At 38.6% G+C, this 26,437-nt stretch carries 25 protein-coding genes and 1 other annotated feature; of the genes, 24 read left to right on the plus strand and 1 reads right to left on the minus strand.

Going from position 1 to position 26,437, the window contains the following annotated elements:
• The first annotated feature begins 18 nt into the window (after window positions 1–18).
• From FPQ13_RS02060 to FPQ13_RS02175, 24 genes are all read left to right on the plus strand, one after another.
• The gene (locus FPQ13_RS02060; RefSeq protein WP_144087651.1) at window positions 19–1,938 is read left to right on the plus strand and encodes a stage V sporulation protein D; all 1,920 of its coding nucleotides are present in this window, start codon (window positions 19–21) and stop codon (window positions 1,936–1,938) included.
• Window positions 1,939–2,126: 188 nt separating this feature from the next.
• On the plus strand, window positions 2,127–3,596 hold the full coding sequence (locus FPQ13_RS02065; RefSeq protein WP_144087652.1) for a UDP-N-acetylmuramoyl-L-alanyl-D-glutamate--2,6-diaminopimelate ligase: 1,470 nt from the start codon (window positions 2,127–2,129) through the stop codon (window positions 3,594–3,596).
• 1 nt (window position 3,597) lies between these two features.
• Entirely contained in the window at window positions 3,598–4,944 is a 1,347-nt protein-coding gene (locus tag FPQ13_RS02070) for a UDP-N-acetylmuramoyl-tripeptide--D-alanyl-D-alanine ligase (RefSeq protein ID WP_144087653.1), read from the plus strand.
• A gap of 31 nt (window positions 4,945–4,975) precedes the next feature.
• Entirely contained in the window at window positions 4,976–5,959 is a 984-nt protein-coding gene (mraY, locus tag FPQ13_RS02075) for a phospho-N-acetylmuramoyl-pentapeptide-transferase (protein WP_144087654.1), read from the plus strand.
• Window positions 5,959–7,311, plus strand: coding sequence for a UDP-N-acetylmuramoyl-L-alanine--D-glutamate ligase (gene murD, locus FPQ13_RS02080; RefSeq protein ID WP_144087655.1), 1,353 nt, complete (start codon window positions 5,959–5,961; stop codon window positions 7,309–7,311). Before mraY ends, murD begins: the two co-directional genes overlap by 1 nt.
• Before the next feature lie 132 nt (window positions 7,312–7,443).
• Complete coding sequence (gene spoVE / locus FPQ13_RS02085) at window positions 7,444–8,517, plus strand: stage V sporulation protein E (RefSeq protein WP_144087861.1); 1,074 nt, start codon at window positions 7,444–7,446, stop codon at window positions 8,515–8,517.
• Between the two features lie 555 nt (window positions 8,518–9,072).
• Window positions 9,073–9,867, plus strand: coding sequence for a cell division protein FtsQ/DivIB (locus tag FPQ13_RS02090; RefSeq protein ID WP_144087656.1), 795 nt, complete (start codon window positions 9,073–9,075; stop codon window positions 9,865–9,867).
• A 149-nt stretch (window positions 9,868–10,016) separates the two neighbouring features.
• Window positions 10,017–11,309 carry a cell division protein FtsA gene (gene ftsA, locus FPQ13_RS02095; protein ID WP_144087657.1) on the plus strand — a complete coding sequence of 431 codons (1,293 nt, stop codon included), beginning with the start codon at window positions 10,017–10,019 and terminating at the stop codon, window positions 11,307–11,309.
• A gap of 62 nt (window positions 11,310–11,371) precedes the next feature.
• Window positions 11,372–12,496, plus strand: a complete 1,125-nt coding sequence (gene ftsZ / locus FPQ13_RS02100) for a cell division protein FtsZ (RefSeq protein ID WP_144087658.1) — start codon at window positions 11,372–11,374, stop codon at window positions 12,494–12,496.
• A gap of 216 nt (window positions 12,497–12,712) precedes the next feature.
• A complete protein-coding gene (locus FPQ13_RS02105) occupies window positions 12,713–13,624 on the plus strand; it encodes a sigma-E processing peptidase SpoIIGA (protein ID WP_144087659.1) in 912 nt (303 codons plus the stop codon).
• On the plus strand, window positions 13,624–14,349 hold the full coding sequence (gene sigE, locus FPQ13_RS02110) for an RNA polymerase sporulation sigma factor SigE (protein WP_144087660.1): 726 nt from the start codon (window positions 13,624–13,626) through the stop codon (window positions 14,347–14,349). The genes FPQ13_RS02105 and sigE overlap by 1 nt, the downstream gene beginning before the upstream one ends.
• Before the next feature lie 79 nt (window positions 14,350–14,428).
• The gene (sigG, locus tag FPQ13_RS02115) at window positions 14,429–15,223 is read left to right on the plus strand and encodes an RNA polymerase sporulation sigma factor SigG (protein WP_144087661.1); all 795 of its coding nucleotides are present in this window, start codon (window positions 14,429–14,431) and stop codon (window positions 15,221–15,223) included.
• A gap of 96 nt (window positions 15,224–15,319) precedes the next feature.
• Window positions 15,320–15,550 (plus strand): YlmC/YmxH family sporulation protein, encoded by a 231-nt coding sequence (locus FPQ13_RS02120; RefSeq protein ID WP_144087662.1) that lies wholly within the window; start codon window positions 15,320–15,322, stop codon window positions 15,548–15,550.
• A 66-nt stretch (window positions 15,551–15,616) separates the two neighbouring features.
• On the plus strand, window positions 15,617–16,417 hold the full coding sequence (gene pgeF, locus FPQ13_RS02125; protein WP_144087663.1) for a peptidoglycan editing factor PgeF: 801 nt from the start codon (window positions 15,617–15,619) through the stop codon (window positions 16,415–16,417).
• An 18-nt stretch (window positions 16,418–16,435) separates the two neighbouring features.
• Window positions 16,436–17,110: a YggS family pyridoxal phosphate-dependent enzyme gene (locus FPQ13_RS02130; protein ID WP_144087664.1), complete on the plus strand. Its 675-nt coding sequence runs from the start codon at window positions 16,436–16,438 to the stop codon at window positions 17,108–17,110.
• A gap of 10 nt (window positions 17,111–17,120) precedes the next feature.
• Complete coding sequence (locus FPQ13_RS02135; RefSeq protein ID WP_246065309.1) at window positions 17,121–17,552, plus strand: cell division protein SepF; 432 nt, start codon at window positions 17,121–17,123, stop codon at window positions 17,550–17,552.
• A 4-nt stretch (window positions 17,553–17,556) separates the two neighbouring features.
• Window positions 17,557–17,823 (plus strand): YggT family protein, encoded by a 267-nt coding sequence (locus FPQ13_RS02140; protein WP_144087665.1) that lies wholly within the window; start codon window positions 17,557–17,559, stop codon window positions 17,821–17,823.
• A gap of 22 nt (window positions 17,824–17,845) precedes the next feature.
• The gene (locus FPQ13_RS02145) at window positions 17,846–18,619 is read left to right on the plus strand and encodes a YlmH family RNA-binding protein (RefSeq protein WP_144087666.1); all 774 of its coding nucleotides are present in this window, start codon (window positions 17,846–17,848) and stop codon (window positions 18,617–18,619) included.
• A gap of 83 nt (window positions 18,620–18,702) precedes the next feature.
• On the plus strand, window positions 18,703–19,224 hold the full coding sequence (locus FPQ13_RS02150) for a DivIVA domain-containing protein (protein WP_144087667.1): 522 nt from the start codon (window positions 18,703–18,705) through the stop codon (window positions 19,222–19,224).
• Between the two features lie 72 nt (window positions 19,225–19,296).
• Window positions 19,297–19,512, plus strand: a binding site (T-box leader).
• Window positions 19,513–19,557: 45 nt separating this feature from the next.
• Window positions 19,558–22,314, plus strand: coding sequence for an isoleucine--tRNA ligase (gene ileS, locus FPQ13_RS02155; RefSeq protein ID WP_144087668.1), 2,757 nt, complete (start codon window positions 19,558–19,560; stop codon window positions 22,312–22,314).
• Between the two features lie 127 nt (window positions 22,315–22,441).
• Complete coding sequence (gene lspA, locus FPQ13_RS02160; protein ID WP_144087669.1) at window positions 22,442–22,915, plus strand: signal peptidase II; 474 nt, start codon at window positions 22,442–22,444, stop codon at window positions 22,913–22,915.
• Entirely contained in the window at window positions 22,908–23,816 is a 909-nt protein-coding gene (locus FPQ13_RS02165) for an RluA family pseudouridine synthase (RefSeq protein ID WP_144087670.1), read from the plus strand. The genes lspA and FPQ13_RS02165 overlap by 8 nt, the downstream gene beginning before the upstream one ends.
• Window positions 23,817–24,026: 210 nt before the next feature.
• On the plus strand, window positions 24,027–24,566 hold the full coding sequence (pyrR, locus tag FPQ13_RS02170) for a bifunctional pyr operon transcriptional regulator/uracil phosphoribosyltransferase PyrR (RefSeq protein ID WP_144087671.1): 540 nt from the start codon (window positions 24,027–24,029) through the stop codon (window positions 24,564–24,566).
• Between the two features lie 167 nt (window positions 24,567–24,733).
• Complete coding sequence (locus FPQ13_RS02175; RefSeq protein WP_144087672.1) at window positions 24,734–26,107, plus strand: uracil-xanthine permease family protein; 1,374 nt, start codon at window positions 24,734–24,736, stop codon at window positions 26,105–26,107.
• Here the strand turns inward: FPQ13_RS02175 and FPQ13_RS02180 are convergent.
• The gene (locus FPQ13_RS02180; RefSeq protein ID WP_144087673.1) at window positions 26,090–26,413 is read right to left on the minus strand and encodes a hypothetical protein; all 324 of its coding nucleotides are present in this window, start codon (window positions 26,411–26,413) and stop codon (window positions 26,090–26,092) included. The genes FPQ13_RS02175 and FPQ13_RS02180 overlap by 18 nt on opposite strands.
• Between the last annotated feature and the right edge of the window lie 24 nt (window positions 26,414–26,437).

Raw genomic sequence — 26,437 nt, forward strand, 5'->3', positions numbered from 1 at the left:
CTTCAGGAGGATTCAAGAATGAAGCATGTATCGATGTTGACCGTGAGAAGGCGATTGATCATTGTCTTTTTTTTATTGGCCGTTTATTTTTTAATCATGCTAGGGAGACTCTCTTTCGTTCAACTCGTATCGGGTGACGAAATTATGGAAAGTGCTGAAGATTTATGGACAAGAGATATACCATTTCAAGCTGAACGTGGAGAGATTGTCGACCGAAATGGTGAGGTTTTAGTAGGGAACACTGTTGCACCAAGTCTAGCAGTCGTTCCGAAACAAATTGAAAATCCGGAGAAAGTGGCAGACCAGTTGATGGATATTATCTCCATTGAACGTGAAAAATTAATGAAACATTTAACGAACAAGGTATCTGTTGAAATGATTCATCCAGAAGGAAGAAAGCTGACAAAACAGCAAACGAATGAGATTCGTAATTTAAATCTACCTGGAATCTACTTAGCTGAAGATTCGACTCGTTACTATCCGTATGGTACACAACTCTCACATGTGCTCGGGTTTACTGGAATCGATAATCAAGGATTGGCAGGACTTGAAGCCAGCTATGACGATCAATTAAGCGGTAAAAATGGTGCACTCTCATTTTTTTCTGATGCAAAAGGTGGACGAATGAATGATCGTTCGAACCGCTATACGGAACCAATCGATGGTAAGAATTTAACTTTGACGATTGATGCCGAAATACAAGCAATCGTCGAACGTGAATTAGATCAAGCTGTGGCAAAGTATAATCCAGATAGCGCTTTAGCTATTGTCATGAATCCACAAAATGGAGAGATTCTTTCAATGGCAACGAGACCTACCTATCATCCGAACGAATATCAATCAGTCAGTCCAGAAGTATATAACCAAAATTTACCTGTGTTTAGCACATTTGAACCAGGTTCTACTTTTAAGATTATTACTTTATCTGCTGCTCTTGAAGAAGGTCTTGTCGATTTAGATAAAGATACGTATTACGATCAAGGTTATGTCAAAGTTGATGGAGCTCGTTTAAGATGTTGGCATAAAGGCGGGCATGGAGATCAATCATACTTGGAAGTTGCACAAAACTCCTGTAACCCAGGATTTGTTAACTTAGGACAGATGGTTGGAAAAGAACGGTTATTTACGTATATTAAAGAGTATGGCTTCGGAAGTAAGACGGGAATTGATTTGGAAGGGGAAAGCTCGGGTATTCTATTTAAAGAAGATCAAGTTGGACCAGTGGAATTAGCGACTACTGCATTTGGTCAAGGAGTATCCGTGACGCCGATCCAGCAAGTTACCGCAGTTGCGGCGGCCATTAATGGTGGATATCTATATGAACCGTATGTCGTAAAAGGGTTATATGATCCTAAAACGAATGAACCGATTATGGAGCGCGAACCTGAATTAAAAAAGCAAGTCATTTCGAATGAAACGTCGAAAGAGGTAAGACGTGCTCTCGAGCATGTCGTCAGCAACGGAACAGGACGAGGAGCTTATGTAGATGGTTATCGAGTTGGCGGTAAAACAGGTACAGCACAGAAAGTCGGCAAAGATGGAAAATATCTAGAGAATAACCACATCGTTTCATTTATCGGATTTGCACCTGCTAACAAGCCGGAAGTATTAGTGTATGTTGCAGTAGATAACCCAAAGGATACCGTTCAATTTGGTGGTGTTGTTGCCAGCCCAATTGCTGGAAGAATCATAGATGATGTATTAAGTCACAAAAACACAAAGAAACAAAAAGGGTTGGAGAAGGATTATCAGTGGCCTGAATCTCCACCGGTAGAAGTACCGAATCTTATTGGGGAAACGACGAGCGACTTACAACAATATCTATCAACCTTGACTATTGATGTGCAAGGTGATGGAAAAGAAGTAATATCACAATCACCTGAAAGCGGAACAAAAGTAAAACCTGGTTCAACCATTAGAGTTTTTATGGGTGATTAACACCTTTTTTATTTAAAAATAACAACTAATCGACACGGAGCGTTTACTTCGTGTCGATCACTCATCATATGAAGCATATAAGATAAGAAAAAGGAATTTGAAAACACACAGTTATCATCGTTTTATCCATTAAAGTTTGCTATAATAACCATTACAAAGATACGAGTTGTAAGGCAGGAGATATATATATGAAATTAAAGGAATTAATCGATCAATTGAAAATTAAAGAGATCAAGGGAGAGGTATCCGATCAAGTGGTTCATTCGATTGAGATGGATTCTCGTAAAGTGAGTGATCATTCACTTTTTATTTGTATAGATGGTTTTACTGTGGATGGACATGACTATACTGAGCAGGCAACTCGGAATGGAGCAATAGCAATTATTGCTGAAAAACAAGTCGAAACGAGTGTCCCTGTCATTCAAGTACCTGATACATCGAAAGCAATGGCTCAGCTTGCTGATTATTTTTATGGTCATCCAAGCAGTCAGCTGAATGTGATTGGCGTGACAGGTACGAATGGTAAAACTACTTTGACGTATTTACTAGATGATATTTTTACTTTTTATGGTCACAAAACGGCAGTAATAGGTACTATTGACATGAAAATTGGAGATCAGCGTTACCCGGTTAAAAATACAACACCTGACGCTTTGTTCTTACATAAAAACTTCCGTAAGATGGTCGATGAAAACGTTGAGACAGTCATCATGGAAGTTTCTTCGCATGCACTGAGCATGGGGCGAGTTCATGGAGTGGATATTAATACGGCTACGTATACGAACCTTACACAAGACCATTTGGATTACCATACGGATATGAATGATTATGCACATGCTAAGTCACTATTATTTTCTCAGTTAGGCAATCGATTTGACGATGGGAAAACAGCCGTAATTAATATCGATGATCAATACGCAGGCGTTATGGAGCGTGCGTGTGCTCAACCGATTGTGACATATGGTTTGAGTGAAAAAGCGTTCATCAGAGGAACTGATTTGCAGCTAGGTGCAGACTTCAGCTCTTTTTCTGTCAGTTCACCAGCATTTACAACAAAAATAGAGACAAAGCTTTCAGGAAAATTTAATGTTTATAATATGTTGGCAGCTATTGCGGTAGCCTATACGTATAATGTTCCAATCGAAACAATCAAAAAAGCTTTACAGCAAACAAAAGGAGTACCAGGACGTTTTGAATCGGTTTCTAATGATTACCCAGTATCTGTAATTGTCGATTACGCTCATACACCCGATTCATTGGAGAATGTACTGCAATCCATTTCTGAAATAAAAACAAATCAAGTTTATACAGTTGTTGGCAGTGGTGGCGATCGAGATCGAACAAAACGGCCTAAGATGGCAGACGCAGCAATGAAATATAGTGATCATGTTATCTTCACATCGGATAACCCAAGAACGGAGGATCCACAAGCTATTTTAGATGATATGACAGACCATCTTTCTGAGGAATCTTTTTCTGTAATTGAAGATAGAAAAACAGCTATACAATATGCGATTGACCGAGCAGTGGATGGTGATATTGTCTTGATCGCCGGTAAAGGACACGAGACGTATCAAGAAATCAATGGAGTAAGAAATTATTTTGATGACCGTGAAATCGCAAAAGCAATGATTGAAGAAAAGTACGAGGAGTCCTAGTATGGAAAAATTTACGTTAAATTTCGTCGCAGATATATTTGAACAACAGTTAACAGAGCAACAGAGGAATTTATCGATTCATCATATTTATACGGACAGCCGTCAATCGGTAGAGGGTGGACTTTTTATTCCGATTGTCGGAGATCGCTTTGATGCGCATGACTTTATTTCTGGCGCAATTGAGCAAGGTGCTGTAGCAGCGTTATGGTCGCGCACAGAGAAGCCGGATGATATTCCAGAAGATTTTCCCTTAATTTATGTAGACGATACGTTGAAAGCTTTGCAAGAGTTAGCGAAAGTATATCGTCAAGAACTCAACCCAACTGTAATCGGTGTGACGGGTTCAAATGGAAAAACAACAACGAAAGAGCTAATTGCCTCTTGCTTAAGCGTGAAGTATAAAACCGCAAAAACAGAAGGTAATCTGAACAATCACATTGGTCTTCCTTTAACAATTTTACGGATGGAGCGAGATGTCGAGGTATTAGTCGCAGAAATGGGAATGAGCGCATTTGGTGAAATCGAGCTATTATCTTTAATTGGACGACCTAATCATGCCGTCATTACAAATATAGGTGAATCACATATCGAATTTTTAGGAAGTCGTGAAGGTATTGCAAAAGCCAAGTTAGAAATTACGGCTGGCTTACAAAAACAAGGTCAGTTAATCATTGATGGTGATGAGCCATTGTTAACGAGTGATAGTTATCCGAATAAGATTTATTGCGGATTTAATTCAAAAAATGATTATCGTGTCGAAGCATATGTTCAAGGTCAGGAACAATCTGATGTTACCATTAACGGGACAACGTTTACGTTACCGCTCTTGGGGAAACACCAAGCATTGAACGCAGCTTTTGCAATTGCTGTTTCCGAATTAATGAATGTAAACATCAACCAAGCAGCTGAGCAATTAGAGACCGTCATTATTCCAGGAATGCGATTTGAAAAAATAGAAACAAAAGAGGGCGCATTATTAATTAATGATGCGTATAATGCTTCAGCCACTTCGATGATTGCTTCTTTGGATGTTGTTAAAAAGATGGATTATCAACGAAAAGTAGCTGTACTTGCGGATATTTTGGAGCTCGGTGACTTTGCGGAAGAAGCGCACAAGAAGGTCGGACAATCATTGGATGAACAATTTGATGCTATTTTCACCTTTGGGACGAGTAGTCGGTTTATTTTGGACGGATTACCCGCTACTTTTTCAGGAAAACAAAAACATTTTACGTCCAAACAAGAATTGATCGAAGAAATAGCTTCACTCCTTGATGAAAACACTGTCGTTTTGTTTAAAGGCTCGAGATCCATGAAGCTAGAGGAAATAATTGAAGCAATTTATTAAGAAAACGCGTCAATAGAAGGGGAAAAATACTGTGAGTGTACTAACAATAATTTTAACAATCGCGATATCATTTTTAATTACGGTTTTGCTATCACCAATTATCATCCCTTTTTTGCGTCGGTTAAAATTTGGCCAAAGTATTCGTGAAGAAGGGCCAAAATCTCACCAAGCAAAATCAGGAACACCGACGATGGGAGGAGTCATGATTATCGTTTCTATTGTCCTAACAACGTTAATCATGATTGCGAAAGATGGATTGAGTGAATTTTCTAGTTCCACATTTATTTTACTTTTTGTCCTATTAGGATATGGATTAATCGGTTTTTTGGATGACTTTATTAAAATTAAATTTAAAAGAAACTTAGGTCTTACATCAAAACAAAAAATGCTTGGCCAAATAATAATTGCTATTATTGTATTTTTCATTCTTGACCGGCAAGGCTATAATACCGAGGTAGCTTTACCTGGTACCGATTTATCAGTTGATTTCGGTTGGTTTTATGCTGTGTTTTTATTATTGATGCTCGTAGGAGCTTCCAATGCCGTCAACTTGACAGATGGATTAGATGGCCTCGTTGCAGGAACTGCATCAGTAGCATTCGCGGCGTTTGCTATTATCGGTTGGTATCATCAACTACCACCTGATTTGATTATTTTCACTCTTGCAGTTGTGGGTGCTTTGTTAGGTTTCTTAGTTTTTAACAGTCATCCGGCAAAGGTTTTCATGGGTGACACTGGCTCACTGGCATTTGGTGCCTCATTAGCTATGGTAGCTATCTTAATGAAACTAGAAATTTTACTTGTATTGATTGGTGGCGTTTTTATTATTGAGACACTATCTGTCATCATTCAGGTGATTTCTTTTAAGACAACTGGTAAACGTGTATTTAAAATGAGTCCATTACATCACCACTATGAATTGATCGGGTGGTCTGAATGGAAGGTCGTTACAAGTTTTTGGCTTGTCGGTATTTTATGTGCAGCACTAGGTATACTTATTGAGGTGGGGATTTAATGAAAACGTTGACGAACTTCCCATATAACAAAGTATTAGTTTTAGGCTTGGCCAAAAGCGGAGAAGCAGCTGCACAGTTATTATATGATTCTGGCATTGACTTTAGAATTAATGATCGTCTTCCGTTAGAAGAAAATGAAACGGCAAAACGGTTTACTGAAATGGGTTGTGATGTCATTACTGGCAAACACCCATTAACCGTTCTGAATGACATTGACCTAGTGGTGAAAAATCCTGGAATTCCATACGATAATCCAATTATCCAAGAAGCATTAAACAGAGATCTTCCTGTCATTACGGAAGTCGAGTTATCGTATCCATTGGTGGAAGGTCCGTTGATTGCGATTACTGGATCAAACGGTAAAACAACAACGACTACGTTAATATTTGAGCTATTGCAAGCTGGAGGATTTAACCCACTCATCGCCGGTAACATCGGTAATGTGGCATCAGAGGTTTTGCGGGAGCAGAAAAAAGATCAGCCAGTTGTAATGGAATTATCTTCATTTCAATTAAAAGGGACAAAAACATTCAAGCCTGATTATGCCATTTTACTGAATTTAACTGAAGCTCACTTAGATTATCATCATTCGATGGAAGATTATATTAACTCCAAGTTAAAGATTTTTCAAAACCAAACGAACGAGGATGTAGCCATTTTAAATCAACTTGATTCATTAACTTCTTCACAACAAATCCCTGGTAACGGAAAACGTGTATATTTTTCCGTAAGCAATGATTCCGATAGCGAAATTACACTGACCAAAGACGACCAAATCCAATTTCGTGGGAACAAATTAATGAGCAAGAACGAAGTCGCTCTGCCAGGGAACCATAATCTTGAAAACGTCTTAGCAAGTATTGTCATTGCCAAATCATTTCACATATCGGATGAAATAATTATCGAAAAGCTACGAACATTTATAGGTGTTAAGCATCGTTTGCAATTCCTCGAACGGTTGAATGAACGGCTTTTTTATAATGATTCAAAAGCAACGAACATCCAAGCGACATCAAAAGCTGTCCGTTCATTTGAGCGGCCGATTGTATTGATTGCAGGTGGATTAGATCGAGGCAATGAATTCGATGAGCTGTTCGATTCTTTCAATAATGTGACAAACTGTATAGTGTATGGTGAATCGAAAGATAAATTGTATGAGGCAGGAAAGCGAAAAGGATTTAAACAGATAACGATTACAGATAGCTTAGTGGAAGCGACGAAAAAAGCATATGAATTGAGTAAACCAGGTGACATCATTCTACTCTCCCCAGCCTGTGCTAGTTGGGACCAATTCCCATCCTTTGAAGCACGCGGTGACATGTTCATCGAAACTGTGCATAAACTAAAGTAGGGGCTTAGGACAAGGTAGTGTTTGTCTTCTGTTTCTTACCGGACTCATTTAGCCCCTGACTTCCGAATGACGAAGTAAGGGGATGTTTTTTTGGTTAAAAATCGTACAGAACAATCAATTGATCTCGTTTTAATGACGGCTATTCTAATCCTTCTGTTTTTAGGAGCTGTGATGGTTTACAGTTCATCATCCGTTTGGGCAGGTTATCAATTTAATGATCAGTTTTTTTATTTAAAAAGACAGACTTTATTTATTGTCTTTGGGTTAGTCGCGATTTGGATTACGATGCGAATCTCTTATCATCATTGGTTACGTTTTTCTTTGTGGATTTATCTACTATGCTTATTTTTATTAATGGTTGTATTGATTCCCGGAGTTGGACTTGTTCGTGGTGGTGCGCAAAGCTGGATAGGGGTCGGTGCGTTCAGTATTCAACCGAGTGAATTTATGAAAATTGGTTTGATTATTTTATATGCATCTTTACTTCCAAAAGTCCAAAAAGGGTTAAAGCATTTTGCGAAGGGTTTTCTACCAATTTTGTTATTCATTGTGATTCCTTTTGGCTTAATGATGTTACAACCTGATTTAGGAACAGGACTTGTTTTCATCTGTACTGGAATCTTTATGATTTTTATTTCCGGAGCTAAAATTAAGCACTTTGTAATTCTAGGTGGCGTAGGCATTGCGGGTTTTATTGCATTGATTGCTTCTGCACCATATCGAATTAGTCGAATTAATGCTTTTTTGAACCCATGGGAAGATCCTTTAGGTGATGGTTTTCAAATCATTCAGTCTTTATATGCCGTCGGCCCAGGAGGGTTAATGGGTCTAGGATTCGGTAACTCCATGCAGAAATACTTTTATTTGCCGGAGCCTCAAAATGATTTTATTTTTGCAATCATTGCTGAAGAGTTAGGCCTAATTGGGTCAACCTTCATCCTCTTTCTGTTCTTTGTCATTATATGGCGTGGGGTGCTCATCTCTCTACATACAGAAGACATTTCCGGTTCGTTATTAGCTTTCGGTGTGACAACAATGATTGCGATTCAGGTGATGATCAATATCAGTGTTGTCATTGGGTTAATTCCAGTTACGGGAATCACTCTACCTTTATTGAGCTATGGAGGTTCCTCATTAACCATTACATTATTTGCATTAGGCATATTATTAAACATTAGTAAACATGCTAAATTCCCCGTTCGTTGACCTTTCCATTTTGTTTAAACGCTCATTCTCCATGAAGATTTTTAGGAGAATGAGCGTTTTTTATTCCAATTTTCAGTTTCACTAGGCCACAGATTGTTAAGTGTTAGGTTTTGATAGAAATGTTGATTTTCTAACGATGTAGATTAGGTTGTTGAATTGTGAGAAGCGAAGGTGGCGACTCCTGCGGGTCAACTAAAAACGGCCACGTCCTGTGGCCAACGTTGACACTAGCCGTCCTAGGCGTCGGAATAGCACGAGTCTCGAGACCCCGCAGGCCGTGGTCTTAGGCCGAGGAGACTCGAGCCGTGCCCGCGGTATAGAAGACACTGCGATTTATAGCAGATGTCGCCTTATGCCCTGTGGGTAAAAGCGTCCACCGATAGCGGATCACAATATCAACAACGGCCCTTACCAAAGTAAATTGTTATAAAACAGTAATCTTATCTATCAAAGTTTGGATAAAAATTGGGCAAAAAACCATATTTTAAGTCAATCAAACTATGCTATAATGAAAGAATAATATATTTGAAATGTATTGTTTAGGAGAAACATTTCATGGCTGATAAAAAAATTATTTCAATTGAAGATCGAATACCGCAACTCAAGAAAGCGAGAAAGCGAAAAGCAAATCGACGTTTTGTCATGTATTTAACTATAATATTGATATTGGTTTTAGTGATTGTTTATATTCAATCCCCATTAAGTTATGTGAAAAACATCGATGTGAAAGGCAATCATCGAGTCGAAGAATCCGAAGTTATCGATTTGAGTAAAATCTCAATGGACGAGAACTATTGGGGAGTCGAATTGGATGCAGCTAAAGATCTTATTTTACAACATCCAGAAATTAGCAGTGTAGAAATTGATCGAAAATGGTATAACGGTTATGAGATTACAATAAGTGAGTTGGCACGTGTTGCCTATATTCGTGAAGGTGATCATTATTATCCAATCCTAGAAGACGGAACAATGCTAAAAGACCAGCAATTGGACCAACCTTTAGGAGATGCTCCGTTATTACATGACTTCAATAGTCCTGAGATGTTAAGATTATTAACAGAACAGCTTGAGAAATTACCTGAATCTATTAATCAATTATTATCAGAAATTTACTGGATCCCTAATGAAATCAACGATTATAAAATTCTGATATATACAGCAGATGGTCATGAAGTCATTGCTTCAATTCGAGACTTCTCATCAAAGATTAAGCTATACCCATCTATAGCTTCTCAAATTCAACCAAATCAAGAAGGTGTCATTCATATTGACGTCGGTGCTTACTTCCAACCTTATTCAAGTGAGGAAGAAGCGAGCACTCAAGAAGATCAAGTTGAATCTGAGCAATAAATGAACAGCTTTATAAATGTAGAATTTTGTTGAATATGCAGGGATTTTAAAGAATTAATCGAATTAGTATGGAAGAAGTAATTAAATTGTATTTGTTACACGAAACAAATTTGAATAATGACAGGTGAGCCTTACGTGGAGGTGCAGGCATGAATCGCAGTAATGTATTAGTTAGTTTAGATATTGGTACATCAAAAGTAAAAGTAATCATCGGTGAAGTAACAAACGATGGTTTAAATGTCATTGGTGTAGGAACAGCTGAGTCCAACGGAATGAAAAAGGGAGCAATTGTCGATATTGACCAAACTGTTCACTCCATTCAAAACGCCATTGAGCAAGCTGAACGAATGATTGATATGGAAATAAAAAATGTAATTGTGTCAATTAATGGTAGCCATGTTCATTTGCAAAGCTGCCATGGCGTTGTCGCTGTATCTAGTGAAACAAGAGAAATTGGCGATGAAGATATTCGGAGAGTCATTGATGCATCACAGGTAATCTCTATTCCTCCAGAAAGAGAGATTGTCGATGTATATCCACAACAGTTTGTTGTAGATGGCCAGGATGAGATTAACGATCCACGCGGAATGATTGGTGTTCGTTTAGAAATGCACGGGTTATTAGTTACTTGTGGAAAGACGAATCTACATAACATTCTAAAATGTGTAGAGCGGGCAGGGTTGGAAGTAGAAGATATTTGCTTACAGCCTTTGGCAGCAGGAGAAGTCGCACTCTCAAAGGATGAGAAAAACCTCGGAGTAGCTTTAGTCAACATCGGCGCTGGAAGCACTACTGTTTCCGTATTTGTGGAAGGCCAAATGATTGATACATTGGTTGTTCCTCTAGGCGGGGATAATATAACCAAAGACTTATCTATCGGCTTGAAAACAACAATTGAAGAAGCTGAAAACGTGAAAAAAGATTATGGACATGCGTATGTACCTGAAGCACAAAAAGATGTCACGTTCTCAGTCACTACAATCGGAAGCAATGAGAAAAAAGAGTTTGATCAAGTATTAATTTCAGAAATTATTGAAGCTCGCTTAGCTGAAATCTTTGATTTCGTCAGAAAAGAAATACGACGAATGGGTTTGCTCGAATTACCTGGTGGGTATGTGATGACAGGTGGCGTTGTAAATATGCCTGGTGTAACGGAACTTGCTAGAGATATTTTCCGAACGAATGTCAGAACATCGTTTCCAACTTACATAGGTGTTCGTGAACCTCAATTCACTGTAGGACTGGGAACCTTGCAATTCGCACATCAAAATGCGAAAATACAAGGTAAAGTTTTTCAAGAAGGTATTGGAAAATTAAATCAGGCTGAACCGGTTCCATCAATGGAAAATCGAGAAAAGCCTCGTAGAGAACAGAAGGCTAAGCCAAAGAAAGAAGATAAGGAACCGATTCTTAAAAAATTACAAAATTATTTCTTTGATTAAAAATGAAGCGTCTCCTTCAACATAGAAAACGGAAAAAGGGATAATGAATGGGAGGAACGAATATGTTGGATTTTGAGTCAAACAATGATCAATTAGCAAAAATAAAAGTCATCGGTGTCGGTGGCGGTGGAAGTAATGCTGTTAATCGTATGATTGAAAATGGTGTACAAGGTGTAGAATTTATCGCCGTTAACACAGATGCACAGGCATTAAACTTATCAAAAGCTGAAACAAAACTACAGATTGGTGAAAAATTAACTCGCGGTTTAGGAGCGGGCGCCAATCCAGAAGTAGGGAAAAAGGCAGCTGAAGAAAGTAAGGAAGCGATTGAAGAAGTTCTTCAAGGTGCTGATATGGTATTTGTTACCGCTGGAATGGGGGGCGGAACAGGTACTGGTGCAGCTGCTGTCATTGCACAAATTTCAAAAGAGCTAGGTGCTTTGACGGTTGGTGTTGTTACACGACCATTTTTATTCGAAGGCCGTAAACGATCTGTCCAAGCAGGTAGTGGAGTAGATTCATTAAAAGAAAACGTCGATACGTTAATCGTTATTCCAAATGATCGACTACTTGAACTTGTAGATAAAAATACGCCGATGCTTGAGGCATTCCGTGAAGCCGACAATGTTCTTCGACAAGGTGTTCAAGGCATCTCTGATTTAATTGCTGTTCCGGGATTAATTAATGTGGACTTTGCAGACGTGAAAACGATTATGCAAGACAAAGGTTCAGCATTAATGGGAATCGGTGTAGCAACAGGTGAAAGCCGAGCTGGAGAAGCTGCAAAGAAAGCTATCTCATCTCCATTATTGGAAACATCAATCGATGGTGCACATGGTATCTTAATGAACATCTCAGGCGGAACCAATTTAAGCCTGTTTGAAGTACAAGAAGCTGCTGAAATTGTTACCTCTGCAGCAGATCAAGAGGTAAACGTCATTTTCGGCTCAGTAATCAACGAAAATTTAAAAGACGAAATTGTTGTAACAGTCATTGCGACAGGATTTGATGAAAGTGCTCAATCAAATGAGCAGAGACCACATACACAGCGCCCAGCTGCAGGTCCAACTCCTTCATCAGCGCCTCAATCCCAGCGTAAGCCTGAGCGTACAACTGCACAACAACCTTCTTATGAAGAAGATACGTTAGATATTCCGACGTTTTTACGGAATCGAAATCGCGACTAAATGGATAACGAAAAACAATCAAAAGCCTGATTTAACTGCTACTCGTTAAATCAGGCTTTTTTATTGTTGATTTAGTCGACCTACATCCATTTCCTCTCCTCAAAATATTCGTCAAAAAAGACCAAAATAAGAAAGAAGATGCACTGATAAAGTGACAGTTTTTTTATGGTGGTTCAGCTATACTCTTGTTAAATGCTTGTCAAAAGGGAGTAAGCAATGCAGCTATATTTGGATTTAATTTGGTTACTCAATTTATTATTTGATTGGACAATCTTACTACTAGTTGCTTGGTTAACGAAATCTGTATTCTCCAGGAAGCGAGTCTTCTTCGGTGCACTCTTTGCATCGTTGATCATCCCATTATCAATTGGACTAGGGCTTGATTGGCTGTTTCAACCGTTAGCGAAACTCATTTATTCCATTGGAATTGTTTGGATCGCTTTCTCTTATCGTCATTTGAAGACATTGGTTACACAATGGTTTTGCTTTTACATTGTCAACTTCACGATTGGTGGAGGAATCTATGGACTTTATACATTTTTGGACGGAACTATACCTTTGAATAACCTTACACAAGGTTATGGAAATGTTTATAGTTGGATTACTGTATCCGCTTTATTTCCAATTGTGCTTTATTTAACGAAAGAACAGTTTCAGCGACTCACGATTCATCGGATGAATGAGCAACAATTATATCCAGTTTTTTTGACTTATAACAACACCCAGATTAAAGCAAATGGATTTTATGATTCCGGAAATCAATTGACACATCCGATATCAAAAAAACCTGTCATTTTATTAGATGAATCGACTTCTCAACGACTATTCGGAGAGTCGGTTACAAACAAAATGCTTCAATCAGCGTCTTTATCTACAAGTGAGCAATCGCAATTATCGATTCAACTTATTCCATACAAAGCTGCAGGAGGAGGGGAGAATTATTTAAAGGCGATTTTATTGGATCGTGTGAGCATTGAATATAACTCTATTACGTATACAACGAAAAATGTCTATGCTGGTGTCCAAGAGGGCCGATTCTCAAACTCAATTGACTTTCAAGTGTTATTACATTCATTGGTATTTCAGTCAAAAAGAACAAAAATATTTCAATCAGAGGGGGTATCTTAATGGTTCGTAAACTTCTAGGTGATATTCAAAGATACTTAGTTAAGCTACTGGTTAAGTTAAGGATTATTAAGAGAGATGAAGTTTATTATATCGGTGGTAGTGAAGCGTTACCGCCACCATTATCAAAAGATGAAGAAAGGCATGTACTTGAGCGGATGACAAATGGAGATCAAGCAGCGAAATCAATGTTAATTGAACATAATTTACGTTTAGTCGTTTATATTGCAAAAAAGTTTGAGAATACTGGAATTCATATTGAGGACTTAATTAGTATAGGTTCAATTGGTCTCATTAAAGCGGTCAATACGTTTAACCCAGAGAAAAAAATTAAACTGGCAACCTATGCTTCTCGTTGTATCGAGAACGAGATTCTCATGTACTTAAGAAGAAATAATAAACGAAAAACAGAAATATCATTTGATGAGCCACTGAATGCAGACTGGGATGGAAATGAATTGTTGTTAGCTGATGTGCTTGGAACGGAAGATGACCTCATCACACGGGAATTAGATCATTCTGTTGATAAATCGCTATTATTAAATGCTTTGAAGAACTTAAACGGTCGTGAAAAGCAAATTATGGAAATGCGATTTGGATTAGCAGGGAATAAGGAACAGACACAAAAAGATGTAGCTCAGGAATTAGGGATTTCACAGTCTTATATATCAAGGCTTGAAAAGAAAATTATCAAACGATTGAAACGAGAGTTTAATAAAATGGTTTGATTTGATTTATTTGTCGAATAAAATCCGTCTTGCTGGAGAAACTGATAAATGACATCAACTCCAGCGGGAGGGGTAAACATTGGCAAGAAATAAAGTCGAAATTTGTGGTGTAGATACGTCAAAATTACCTGTTTTAAAGAATGACGAAATGCGATTTTTATTTAAACGAATGCAAAAAGGGGAGCTCGATGCAAGAGAACAACTTGTTAACGGTAACTTAAGATTAGTATTAAGCGTGATAAAAAGATTTAATCATCGTGGCGAAAATATGGACGATTTATTTCAAGTTGGTTGTATCGGCTTAATGAAATCCATAGACAATTTTGATTTAAGTCATAATGTGAGATTTTCTACTTATGCAGTACCGATGATCATAGGTGAAATTAGAAGATACTTACGAGATAATAATCCGATTCGTGTGTCACGGTCTTTACGGGATATTGCCTACAAAGCTTTACAAATTCGTGAAGACTTAATCGGGAAAAACAATGCTGAACCGTCAACGAAACAAATAGCGGAAGAAATGGAATTGCCTCATGAAGACGTCGTATTTGCTTTAGATGCAATCCAAGATCCAGTCTCATTATTTGAACCAATTTATAATGATGGAAGCGATCCTATTTTCGTACTTGATCAACTGAGAGATGAAAAGGAAAAAGCAACTTCTTGGGTCAATGATTTAGCGATCCGGGAAGGTATCCAGAAATTAAATAGTCGTGAAAAATTAATTATTAATCAACGTTTCTTTGAAGGAAAAACACAAATGGAAGTAGCCGATGAAATTGGTATTTCACAGGCTCAAGTATCTAGATTAGAAAAAACAGCCATACAAGAAATGAATAAAAGTGTATTAGAAAAGATGGATGAAGCATAGTCTTCAAGCTGTTGATTCGTACTTGTATAAAAAAGTCCAGAATTTCTGGGCTTTTTTTGTTGTTCAGCGACATATTCTATAATGAGGTGATCGTTTATGTTGCTTTCGGAATTGCAATCAAAAGATATTATTAATATTGATTCAGGTGAAAAAGTAGGGTTTGTTGGAGATATAGAAATTGATGTAACAGTAGGTGTTGTGACGTATTTGATCGTAACAATCAGTCAAAAATGGTTCGGGCTACTCGGAAATGAGGAGGAGTTGAAGATTCCATGGACGAATATTGTTAAAATAGGAACGGATGTCATATTAGTTCGCCTGAATTAAGCGATTATTACATGAGAAAAATCCTAACAATTATGATAAAATAAGCGTATGTAAGGAGCGTTCAGTGTGAAAGATGTATTTAACTACGATGAATCGACAGCAATGCTGCTCATAAAAGAGTGGGAAAAATATGGAGTTATTGCTGGATTCACAACGAAAAATAACGGCGTCAGCAAGCCTCCATTTGAAGGTTTGAATCTCGGATTGCATGTGAATGATCATAGAGAAGATGTCATGGAAAACCGTCAGATCACCACAAATGCTTTGAATAAAGATCTGATTCAGTGGAGATGTATTAACCAAATACACGGTGACCGAATCGTGGATTTGACGGACAGGCAGATGGATGACAAACAACTGCAACATGACAAGCCATTACTTGATGCTGATGGAATGTTTTCCGATAACCCGAACGATTTTTTGGTTACATATTATGCTGATTGTGTACCGTTATATGTAATTGATATTAAGAACCATTACTTCGGTATGGCCCACGCTGGATGGAAGGGAACAGTAAAAGGCATCGGCCAAAAGTTAGTGGAAAAATTTCAACAAAAGGGAAGCAAACTCTCGGACATGCATGTAGCAATCGGGCCGTCGATCTCACAAACTCACTATGAAGTGAATGACGCCGTGGCTGAACAGATACCTAAAGAACACGCACAAGTTTTAGTTGCAACGAAACCAGGTCATTATCTGCTCGATTTAAAAACACTTAATGAACGAATCTTTGTGGAAGCAGGTATTCGACCGGATCAAATTTTAAAAACCAATTATTGTACATTTGAGCAAGAAGATTTATTTTATTCTTATCGTAGGGACAATGGCAAGACAGGCAGGATGGCTGCTTTTTTAGGAGTATTATAATTCAAAGGAGCGTTAGACGTGTCTGTACAAAACAATCTAGCAAACATTCAAAAAAACATTCAGAAAGCATGTGAGGTCACAAATCGAAATGCAGAAGATATTCAACTAATTGCTGTTACTAAATATGTTACTGTTGAAAGAGCTCAAGAAGCCATTGAGGCAGGGATTCAACATTTAGGAGAAAACCGAGTGGAAGGATTCCAAGAGAAATATACAGCGATTGATGATCAAGCGAAGTGGCATTTTATTGGAACATTACAATCTCGGAAAGTTAAAGAAATTATTCACCAAGTAGATTACATTCATTCATTGGACCGGAAGTCGTTGGCGAAAGAAATTAATAAACGAGCGGAACATCCAATCTCATGTTTCGTCCAGGTGAACGTAAGTGGCGAGAGTTCAAAGCATGGACTTAAAACAGATGAGGTGAGTGACTTTGTTCAGTCTTTAAAGGAATATCCTAAAATAAATGTAGTTGGTTTAATGACAATGGCGCCTCATACAGACGATGAAAACGTTATTCGAAACTGTTTTCAATCATTAAAACAATTACAAACTGAAATTCAACAGTTATCGTTAGATTATGCACCTTGCAACTATTTATCGATGGGAATGAGCAATGATTATCGGATTGCAATTGAAGAAGGTGCAACACATATCCGTATTGGATCAAGTCTTGTTGGTGAAGAATAGGAGGAGACGAATGATGGGTTTTATGGATCGAGTAAAAGGGTTCTTCGATTTGGATGGGGAAGAAGAAAGTTACTATGCAAGTAAAGAACAGAAGAAAGAAGCATCTATTGCGACTCATGAACAAAGTAATATCGTCAGTATACACTCCGTGCAACAAGACTCACGAATGGTTCTCTGTGAACCGAAAGAATTTGAAGAAGTAGAAGAGATTGCAGAACACATTAAGAAAAGAAAATCAGTCGTAATAAACATGCAGCGCTTAGATCAAACCAATAGTAAGCGTATGGTTGACTTTCTTAGTGGTACAGTTTATGGCTTAAACGGAAAAATTCAAAAACTAGGAAGCCAAACCTTTTTATGTACACCAGAGCATGTCAGCATTTCTGGTAGTATCAACGGTTTGATCGATGAAGAGTTTGAGTTCCAACGAAAAGGTAGGTAAGAGTATGTTATTTGAAGTATTTAAATTACTTTCAACCGCATTATCCATTTATTCCTGGGCATTAATCATCTATATTTTGATGTCATGGTTTCCAGGTGCACGGGAAAGTGGTGTCGGTGAATTTCTTGGAAAAATTACCGAACCCTATTTAGAGCCTTTCCGAAAAATCATCCCACCAATTGGTATGTTGGATATTTCGCCAATTGTTGCGATTATCGCATTACAACTAGCATCAAACGGTGTGTGGGTTCTATATGGAATGCTAGTTTAATTCGTTAAGAAAGAGGAGAACCATGAAGATCTATCAGCACTTCAGACCAGAAGAACAGCATTTGATCGATCAGATTTTAGATTGGAAAGATCAAGTGGAAAGGACTCATGTTTCTGTATTGACGGACTTTTTGGATCCACGTGAACAGATCGTCTTTCAATCGATAATTGGTCAAGATGAAGAGTTTCGTTTATCCTTTGACGGTGGCTATGATGAAGCTGAACGTAAAAGAGCGATTCTCGCGCCGTTTTATGTTGATATTTCTCAAGAGGATTTTCAACTGACTGCGCTACGGGGCACTTATCCGGCGAAATTTGTCACGTTAAGTCACAGAGATGTATTGGGAAGTATGATGTCGTTAGGCATACATAGAAAGAAGCTAGGTGATTTGACAATTGCTGAAGGAGAATTTCAAATCATTTGTGATGAGAGTCTAGCTCCTTATTTTCAAATGAATTTGACACAAATTAAAAAAAGTCGTGTATCATTAGAAGAAGTAAAGTTAGATCATATTGTTGTTCCAACTCAAAACTGGGAAATAAAAGAAAGTACTGTTTCATCGGTTCGATTAGACGTCGTCATGAAAGAAATCTACCGGATGTCTAGGCAACAAGCACAAAAAATGATTGAAAAAGAAACAGTCAAAGTGAATCATCAAGTCATACAGCAACCGGCTTATCAACTAGAACCAGGAGATTTAATATCCGTAAGAAATAAAGGAAGAAGTAAGATGATGGAAGTGCTTGGAACAACGAAAAAAGATAAACAGCGAATTAAAACCGCATTGTTAAAATAAATTGCCGAAATGGCAGGATTTTCACCGTTTTTGTCGAAAGTTAACCAGTAATCGGTAGTGAACGTACAATAGGGGGAGATTACATGGCATTAACGCCACTAGATATTCACAATAAAGAGTTTACACGCGGGTTCAGAGGTTATGATGAAGATGAAGTCAATGACTTTTTAGACCTTGTCATCAAGGATTATGAAAAAGTGATCCGCGAAAAGAAATCACTTGAAGATAAACTTTATGAAATGGAAGAGCGATTGAGCCATTTCACGAACATTGAAGAAACGTTGAATCGCTCGATCTTGGTTGCACAAGAATCCGCTGATGAAGTGAAAAGTAATGCGAACAAAGAAGCAAAGCTTATTATTAAAGAAGCAGAGAAAAATGCCGATCGCATTATTAATGATGCTTTAGCTAAATCAAGAAGTACGGCTATGGAAGTCGAAGAGCTTAAAAAGCAAGCTAAAGTATTTCGGACACGTTTGAAAATGCTTGTGGAAGCTCAATTGGATATTATCGACACAAATGATTGGGAGGAATTGTTTGAAATTGATTCTAATCAAGACCAAGAAGAAGAGCCGAGATTGAATCAATATTCTACATCCGAATAATAAATTGAAATCAAATGCTTGACGAATTATTTTTCTTTCCATATAATTTTCATGCAATCAATAAAATATTATTTCCAAACGATGATGGGAAGAGTACTTTATGAAATTGTCCAAAGCGAGCCGGGGAAGGTGTGAGCCTGGTGACTTCACATAAAGGAAAATCATCCCTGAGTTTTCAAGTCGAAAAAGTAGGCTTGAACGTGTTGTTCACGTTACGAACGAACGAGTGGGACAGAAATACTTTTTCTGTTCAATTAGGGTGGTAACGCGAGCTTTCTCGTCCCTTTATAGGGGATGAGAGGGCTTTTTTATTAGCTTTGGAGGAGGAACATAATGAGTTATAAAGATACATTACACATGCCGCAAACGGAATTTCCGATGCGTGGAAATTTACCAAAACGTGAACCAGAAATGCAACAAAATTGGGAAGAACAAAATATCTATCAAAAAGTACAAGAAAGAACAAAAGGTCGACCAAAGTTCATCTTGCATGATGGTCCTCCGTACGCAAATGGTGATTTGCACATGGGCCATGCCTTGAACAAAGTATTAAAGGATATTATTGTTCGACATAAATCAATGAATGGTTATGATGCTCCTTATGTCCCTGGTTGGGATACTCACGGTTTACCGATCGAAGTCGCATTGACAAAAAAGAAAAAAATTAACCGGAAAGAAATGTCTCCAGCGGAGTTTCGTAAACTTTGTGAAGAGTATGCGTTGCAGCAAATTAACAATCAACGAACACAGTTCAAACAAATTGGTGTCCGTGGTGACTGGGATAATCCATATATTACACTTCGACCAGACTTTGAAGCGAATCAAATTAAAGTCTTTGGTGAAATGGCGAAACGTGGATATATTTATAAGGGTAAAAAACCAGTATATTGGTCCCCGTCATCAGAATCTGCACTGGCTGAAGCGGAAATTGAATACCAAGATAAGCGCTCTCCATCAATCTATGTCGCATTTAATGTTACAGATGGAAAAGGTGTACTGGACGGCGATGAGAAATTCGTCATTTGGACGACAACTCCATGGACGATTCCTGCGAACTTGGCGATTGCTGTACATCCCGAACTGACATACGTGTTAGTTGCGGTTAATGGCGAGAAATATATCATTGCAGAAGAATTAATTGACGAAGTCGCTGAAAAGTTGGAATGGAATTCTCCAGAAATTCAGAAGACTTGGAAGGGCTCCGAGCTTGAAAATATTGTAGCTAAGCATCCGTTCTATGATCGAGATTCCTTAGTCATTCTCGGTGATCACGTCACAACAGATGCTGGTACCGGTTGTGTGCATACAGCACCAGGTCACGGTGAAGATGACTTTTGGGTAGCGAAACAATATGGTTTAGAAGCTCTCAGTCCTGTTGATGATAAAGGTGTTTTCACGGATGAAGCGCCAGGCTTCGAAGGTGAATTTTATGATAAAGCAAATAAATCCATTACAGAAAAATTAGAAGAAACAGGTGCATTGTTGCACTTGGAATTTATTACACACTCTTATCCGCATGATTGGCGAACAAAGAAGCCGACAATTTTCCGAGCAACTTCTCAATGGTTTGCTTCCATTAAAGATTTCCGTGATGATATCTTAAGTGAAATCAAAAATGTGAAGTGGCATCCACATTGGGGTGAGACCCGTATGTGGAACATGGTGAAGGACCGTGAAGATTGGTGTATTTCCAGACAGCGAGTTTGGGGTGTACCGATTCCTGTATTCTATGGGGAGACAGGTGAGCCAATTATTACGGATGAAACGATTGAACATGTCGCTGAGTTGTTCCGTGAACATGGTTCGAACGTTTGGTTTGAGCGTGAGGCGAAAGACTTGCTTCCAGCAGGATTTACACACCCTTCAAGTCCAAATGGTGAATTTACAAAAGAAACAGACATTATGGATGTTTGGTTCGATTCTGGTTCTACCCACCAAGGTGTACTTGAAGAAAGAGAAGAATTACAACGCCCCGCTGATTTATACCTTGAAGGTTCAGATCAGTATCGTGGCTGGTTTAACTCCTCTTTATCAACAGCTGTAGCTGTCACTGGTAAAGCACCTTATAAAGGAATTTTGAGTCACGGATTTACACTGGATGGTCAAGGCCGTAAGATGAGTAAGTCCATGGGCAATGTCATTTTACCTTCTAAACTAATGAAACAGTATGGTGCTGATATTCTTCGTTTATGGGTCGCCAGTGCGGATTATTCCGGAGACGTACGTATTTCAGATGACATTATGAAGCAAGTAGCAGAAGTATATAGAAAAATCCGAAATACAATCCGTTTCTTACTTGGAAACTTGCAAGATTTTGATCCAGCAAAAGATGCACTTTCTTATGAGGAGCTAGAAGAAGTCGATCAGTTTATGTATATTCGTCTACAAGAGACGATTGATAAAGTGAAAAAAGCTTACGATGCGTATGATTTCTCTGTTATTTATCATACAATCAGCAATTATGCTACCGTTGATCTAAGTTCATTCTATATGGATTTTGCAAAAGATATTTTATATATTGAAAAAGCTGATCACCCAAGAAGAAGAAGTATTCAAACGGTTTACCATGAAATTGTTGTTAGCTTAACTAAGCTGTTGTCACCAATTCTTTCACATACGATGGACGAGGCTTGGTCTTATATTCCAGGAGTTAATGAAGAAAGTGTTCAGCTAACGGACCTACCGGAAGCGAAGCTCCCTGAAAATGCCGGCACTGTCAAAGAGAAGTGGGCAGCACTGATGGAAGTGCGAGAAGATGTATTGAAAGCATTGGAAGAAGCGCGTGAGGATAAAGTGATTGGTAAATCACTAGAAGCTCTTGTAACAATTGTTCCAAAAGATGAAAAAACCTTTGATCTCTTAAAAGAGACAGAGAACTTGCATCAATACTTCATTGTTTCCGAAGTACGACTAGAGGAAGCTAATCATTTGGCTAAGGCTTACGAGCGTGTATCGGTCGCTGTTGAAGAACATCCAGGCGAAAAGTGTCAGCGCTGCTGGGTATCTACAGAAACAATCGGCAACGATCCAAATTATCCAGATCTATGTGAACGTTGTGCACCAATCGTTGAAGACATGAGAAGTGAATAGTTGCTAGTGAATAACTCCAGCTACTACTTGATCAGTAGCTGGAGTTATATTTATATGCAACTCACATTTTTTATCGAATGCATGATTGTATTGTGCTACAATCAAAGAGTGGAAGGAGCGAATCAAGGTGTTTAAATACTACATACTTGCATTATTTTTAATAGCAATCGACCAAGTGACAAAGTATATAGTTGTTACCAGAATGGAAATAGGTGAGCAACTAGAGTTAATTCCAAACTTTTTGTATTTTACTTCTCATAGAAATAGCGGAGCAGCCTGGGGAATATTGGAAGGGCAAATGTGGTTTTTTTACATCGTTACAATCGTTGTAGTTGGTGTAGTGATTTACTTTATTCAAACAAATCGTGACCAACCGATGCTACAATTGGGTTTCTCTTTTATTCTAGGTGGAGCAATCGGTAATTTCATCGATCGAATTTTATTTCAAGAGGTTGTCGACTTCATCGATGTTTATATTTTTGATTATAATTTTCCGATTTTTAATATCGCAGACTCAGCCTTAACAATCGGAGTAATTCTAATTATCATTCTCATTTTATTTGAAGACTCTAAGGGAAAAGGGAAGATAAAGAATGACTAAACAATCTGTTCTAGTAGAAGAACAATTTCATACAACCCGACTGGACAAGTTATTGACGACATTAAATCCAGAGGAATCACGAAGCCAAATTCAATCGTGGATTAAAGACGGCTTAGTACAAGTAAATGGAAAAAAAGCAAAGACGAATTATCGGTGCCAGCAAGGCGACTTCATCGAATGGGAAATTCCTGAAGAGGAAGTATTCGAATTGAAACCCGAATCAATGGATTTGGATATTCGTTATGAGGATGAACACTTGTTGGTTGTCAACAAACCAAAAGGAATGGTCGTTCATCCAGCTGCCGGGCATTCGGATGGTACGCTTGTAAACGGTTTGATTGCTCATACGGAGCTTTCCGACATTAATGGAGATTTTCGTCCTGGAATCGTTCACCGTTTGGATAAAGATACAAGCGGCCTAATGGTTGTGGCTAAAACGAACGACGCTCATGAAAAGCTTGCAACGATGTTAAGAGAGCGAAATGTTAAACGGCAATATCAAGCCATTGTCCATGGAGAAATTGAACATGAATTAGGTACCATTGAAGCGCCGATCAGCAGAGATCCGAGTGACCGCAAACGAATGGCTGTCGTTGATCATGGAAAAGAAGCGATAACCCATTTCCGAGTCCATGAACGCTTTCCGAATTACACTCATGTCGTTTGCGATTTGGAAACAGGCCGGACACACCAAATACGTGTTCATTTTAAATACATCGGTTTTCCGATTGTCGGAGATCCCAAATACGGTCAAAGAAAGACGTTGGATACAGAAGGACAAGCTTTACATGCTAGACGATTAGAGTTCAATCACCCGATTACGTCAGAGAAAATTATTGTGACAGCTGATGCTCCGGCTATTTTTAAAGAGACTTTGAAGGAAATTGATCGGAGACCTTGACTTTTTTTCATAAGCGAGTAAAATTAACGTTAAGTATAATGAACCTTTAAGAATGGTCCTGTGAGATCAGCAAGGTGACGGATAAACCTACACAAAATTTTTTGTGCGGTGAAAAATCCTCTTTTGTCATCTTGTGGCAAAAGAGTTTTTTTATGTCTTAAAGCCGTCGAAGTTCTTTATTTTGAGGTGAATAGGAAGGGGGAAGAATCTATGAACGAAAAAACAAAAATATTAGACGATGCAGCGATCTCTCGAGCAATTAAACGAATCTCTCATGAAATCCTAGAAAAAAACAAAGGTACTGAAGATCTTTTACTTGTTGGAATTAAAACAAGAGGGACTCCTTTAGCGAATCGAATTCAGCAACAAATAAAGGAAATTGAGGGAGTAGATGTCGAGACTGGAGAGCTAGACATCTCACTTTACCGAGATGATTTATCGAATAAAGACACGCAGGATGAAGCAACGGTTAACCAGACAAATATTACATCAACAGTCCAAGGAAAGAAAGTTGTTTTACTCGATGACGTTCTTTATACTGGCCGAACAGTAAGAGCCGCGATGGATGCAGTCATTGACCTCGGTCGTCCTAAGACTATTCAATTGGGCGTATTGGTCGATCGAGGTCACCGCGAATTACCTATTCGAGCTGATTATGTCGGTAAAAACATCCCTACTGCAACAAATGAAGTGATCAAAGTGAAGTTGTCTGAAGTCGATGAACAAGATGAAGTAAGCATTTATGAATAAATGAAACATGTTGAAACAATGAAAATGAAAGACCTTTAAATCTCAGTCCAGAGAGGCTGGCAAGGTCGCATAAGGAAACGTATGCGGAATCCGTATGACGTCTACCCTCTTTGCGACCAGCAGAGAGTTTTTTTATGGTCAAAATTACAGGTCGGAGGGGTAAAACGATGTCAAATCAAGAAAAAGTATTAGATATTCACGATGTACCTAAATGGAACCAGTGGTTAATTCTTAGCTTGCAACACATATTCGCTATGTTCGGAGCAACAATTCTCGTACCATTTTTAACGGAAATGCCACCAAACGTAGCGCTGATTACTAGTGGATTAGGAACACTTGCTTATATCTTTATAACGAAGGGAAGAATACCAGCATACTTAGGGTCTAGTTTTGCTTTCATCGCACCGATTATTGCTGCAAGTATGGCTGATGGACTTGCTGGAGCGATGGTAGGTGCATTCCTCGCAGGGATTGTATACGGGGTAGTTGCTTTATTGATTTCAATCAGCGGTGTAAATTGGTTACTGTATCTTTTACCACCTGTTGTTGTAGGACCAGTTATTATGGTCATCGGACTTGGACTAGCACCAACAGCTATTGAAATGGCAATGTATGATGATGAAGGAAATTATAGTACAACTTATATATTAATTGCACTTATAACATTGGGAATCACAGTAATCGCATCGATTTTCTTTAAAGGATTTTTCAACTTAATCCCGATCTTAATCGGAATTGTTGGTGGTTATGTTTCTGCGTTATTTATGGGAGCAGTTGATACAACAAATTTACAGGCAAGCTGGAATGAGTTAACATCCAGTTCCTCTATTGGGGAATTTTTTGGAGCATTAATAGCTAAACCTGATTTTCTAATCCCGTTCGTTGATTATGCGCCAACGGATGTGCTGAGCTTGTCTATTGTCGCAATCATGGTACCTGTTGCTCTTGTAACCATTACGGAACATATCGGAGATCAAATGGTTCTGTCAAAAATCGCTGAGCGCAATTTTTTAAAGAACCCTGGTTTGCATAAATCGATTTTAGGTGATGGGGTGGCAACAATCATCGCTTCTGTACTAGGTGGTCCGCCTAATACGACTTATGGTGAAAATATCGGCGTTCTGGCCATTACACGCGTATTCAGTGTGTTTGTCATCGGAGGAGCAGCCGTTTTAGCCATCACCTTTGGCTTTATTGATCTCGTTTCCGTTTTAATCGAATCTATACCGACCCCAGTAATGGGCGGGGTATCAATTCTATTATTCGGGATTATAGCATCAAGTGGACTACGCATGTTAATCGACAATCAAATTGACTTAGGGAAGAAACGGAATTTAATAATCTCCTCTGTCATTCTTGTCATTGGAGTCGGTGGTGCTTTCATTCAAATTAACGAAAACGTACAAATTGCAGGAATGGCACTTGCAGCAATTATCGGAGTAATTTTAAACCTAATCTTACCTGGAAGAGACGAAGTTCAAGACACAGAGGGAATGTTCGAAGTCAAGGATAATAATAAAAAGTCAGAAAAAGTAAGTTGAAAATGAAGAAATCTGTTTGAAGAAATTCATATTGGGATGCATGCCGAAGTGATACGCATCCCCGTATGAATTTTTTGAATTGAATACGCTCAGCACGTCGAGCCGCCCGACGAACGTATGCAGCCGCCCAACAAACGGTTGCAGCCGCCCGACGAACGGTTCCAGCCACCCGACAGGCGCGTCCAGCCGCCCGACAAACGGTTCCAGCCGCCCGACGAACGCTTGCAGCCGCCCGACAAACGGTTCGAGCCACCCGACAGGCGCGTCCAGCCACCCGACAAACGGTTGGAACCATCCGATAACCAATTCAAGCCACCTATTACTCGAATA

Source organism: Allobacillus salarius, assembly GCF_007559425.1.
GTDB classification, from domain to species: Bacteria; Bacillota; Bacilli; order Bacillales; family Alkalibacillaceae; genus Allobacillus; species Allobacillus salarius.

Bases quoted from the DNA above. Each gene is read 5' to 3' on its own strand.
- FPQ13_RS02060 (WP_144087651.1), top strand. From the start codon at position 19: ATGAAGCATGTATCGATGTTGACCGTGAGAAGGCGATTGATCATTGTC.
- FPQ13_RS02065 (WP_144087652.1), top strand. From the start codon at position 2,127: ATGAAATTAAAGGAATTAATCGATCAATTGAAAATTAAAGAGATCAAG.
- FPQ13_RS02070 (WP_144087653.1), top strand. From the start codon at position 3,598: ATGGAAAAATTTACGTTAAATTTCGTCGCAGATATATTTGAACAACAG.
- murD (WP_144087655.1), top strand. From the start codon at position 5,959: ATGAAAACGTTGACGAACTTCCCATATAACAAAGTATTAGTTTTAGGC.
- spoVE (WP_144087861.1), top strand. From the start codon at position 7,444: ATGACGGCTATTCTAATCCTTCTGTTTTTAGGAGCTGTGATGGTTTAC.
- FPQ13_RS02090 (WP_144087656.1), top strand. From the start codon at position 9,073: ATGGCTGATAAAAAAATTATTTCAATTGAAGATCGAATACCGCAACTC.
- ftsA (WP_144087657.1), top strand. From the start codon at position 10,017: ATGAATCGCAGTAATGTATTAGTTAGTTTAGATATTGGTACATCAAAA.
- ftsZ (WP_144087658.1), top strand. From the start codon at position 11,372: ATGTTGGATTTTGAGTCAAACAATGATCAATTAGCAAAAATAAAAGTC.
- FPQ13_RS02105 (WP_144087659.1), top strand. From the start codon at position 12,713: ATGCAGCTATATTTGGATTTAATTTGGTTACTCAATTTATTATTTGAT.
- sigE (WP_144087660.1), top strand. From the start codon at position 13,624: ATGGTTCGTAAACTTCTAGGTGATATTCAAAGATACTTAGTTAAGCTA.
- FPQ13_RS02120 (WP_144087662.1), top strand. From the start codon at position 15,320: ATGTTGCTTTCGGAATTGCAATCAAAAGATATTATTAATATTGATTCA.
- FPQ13_RS02135 (WP_246065309.1), top strand. From the start codon at position 17,121: ATGATGGGTTTTATGGATCGAGTAAAAGGGTTCTTCGATTTGGATGGG.
- FPQ13_RS02140 (WP_144087665.1), top strand. From the start codon at position 17,557: ATGTTATTTGAAGTATTTAAATTACTTTCAACCGCATTATCCATTTAT.
- FPQ13_RS02145 (WP_144087666.1), top strand. From the start codon at position 17,846: ATGAAGATCTATCAGCACTTCAGACCAGAAGAACAGCATTTGATCGAT.
- FPQ13_RS02150 (WP_144087667.1), top strand. From the start codon at position 18,703: ATGGCATTAACGCCACTAGATATTCACAATAAAGAGTTTACACGCGGG.
- ileS (WP_144087668.1), top strand. From the start codon at position 19,558: ATGAGTTATAAAGATACATTACACATGCCGCAAACGGAATTTCCGATG.
- FPQ13_RS02165 (WP_144087670.1), top strand. From the start codon at position 22,908: ATGACTAAACAATCTGTTCTAGTAGAAGAACAATTTCATACAACCCGA.
- pyrR (WP_144087671.1), top strand. From the start codon at position 24,027: ATGAACGAAAAAACAAAAATATTAGACGATGCAGCGATCTCTCGAGCA.
- FPQ13_RS02175 (WP_144087672.1), top strand. From the start codon at position 24,734: ATGTCAAATCAAGAAAAAGTATTAGATATTCACGATGTACCTAAATGG.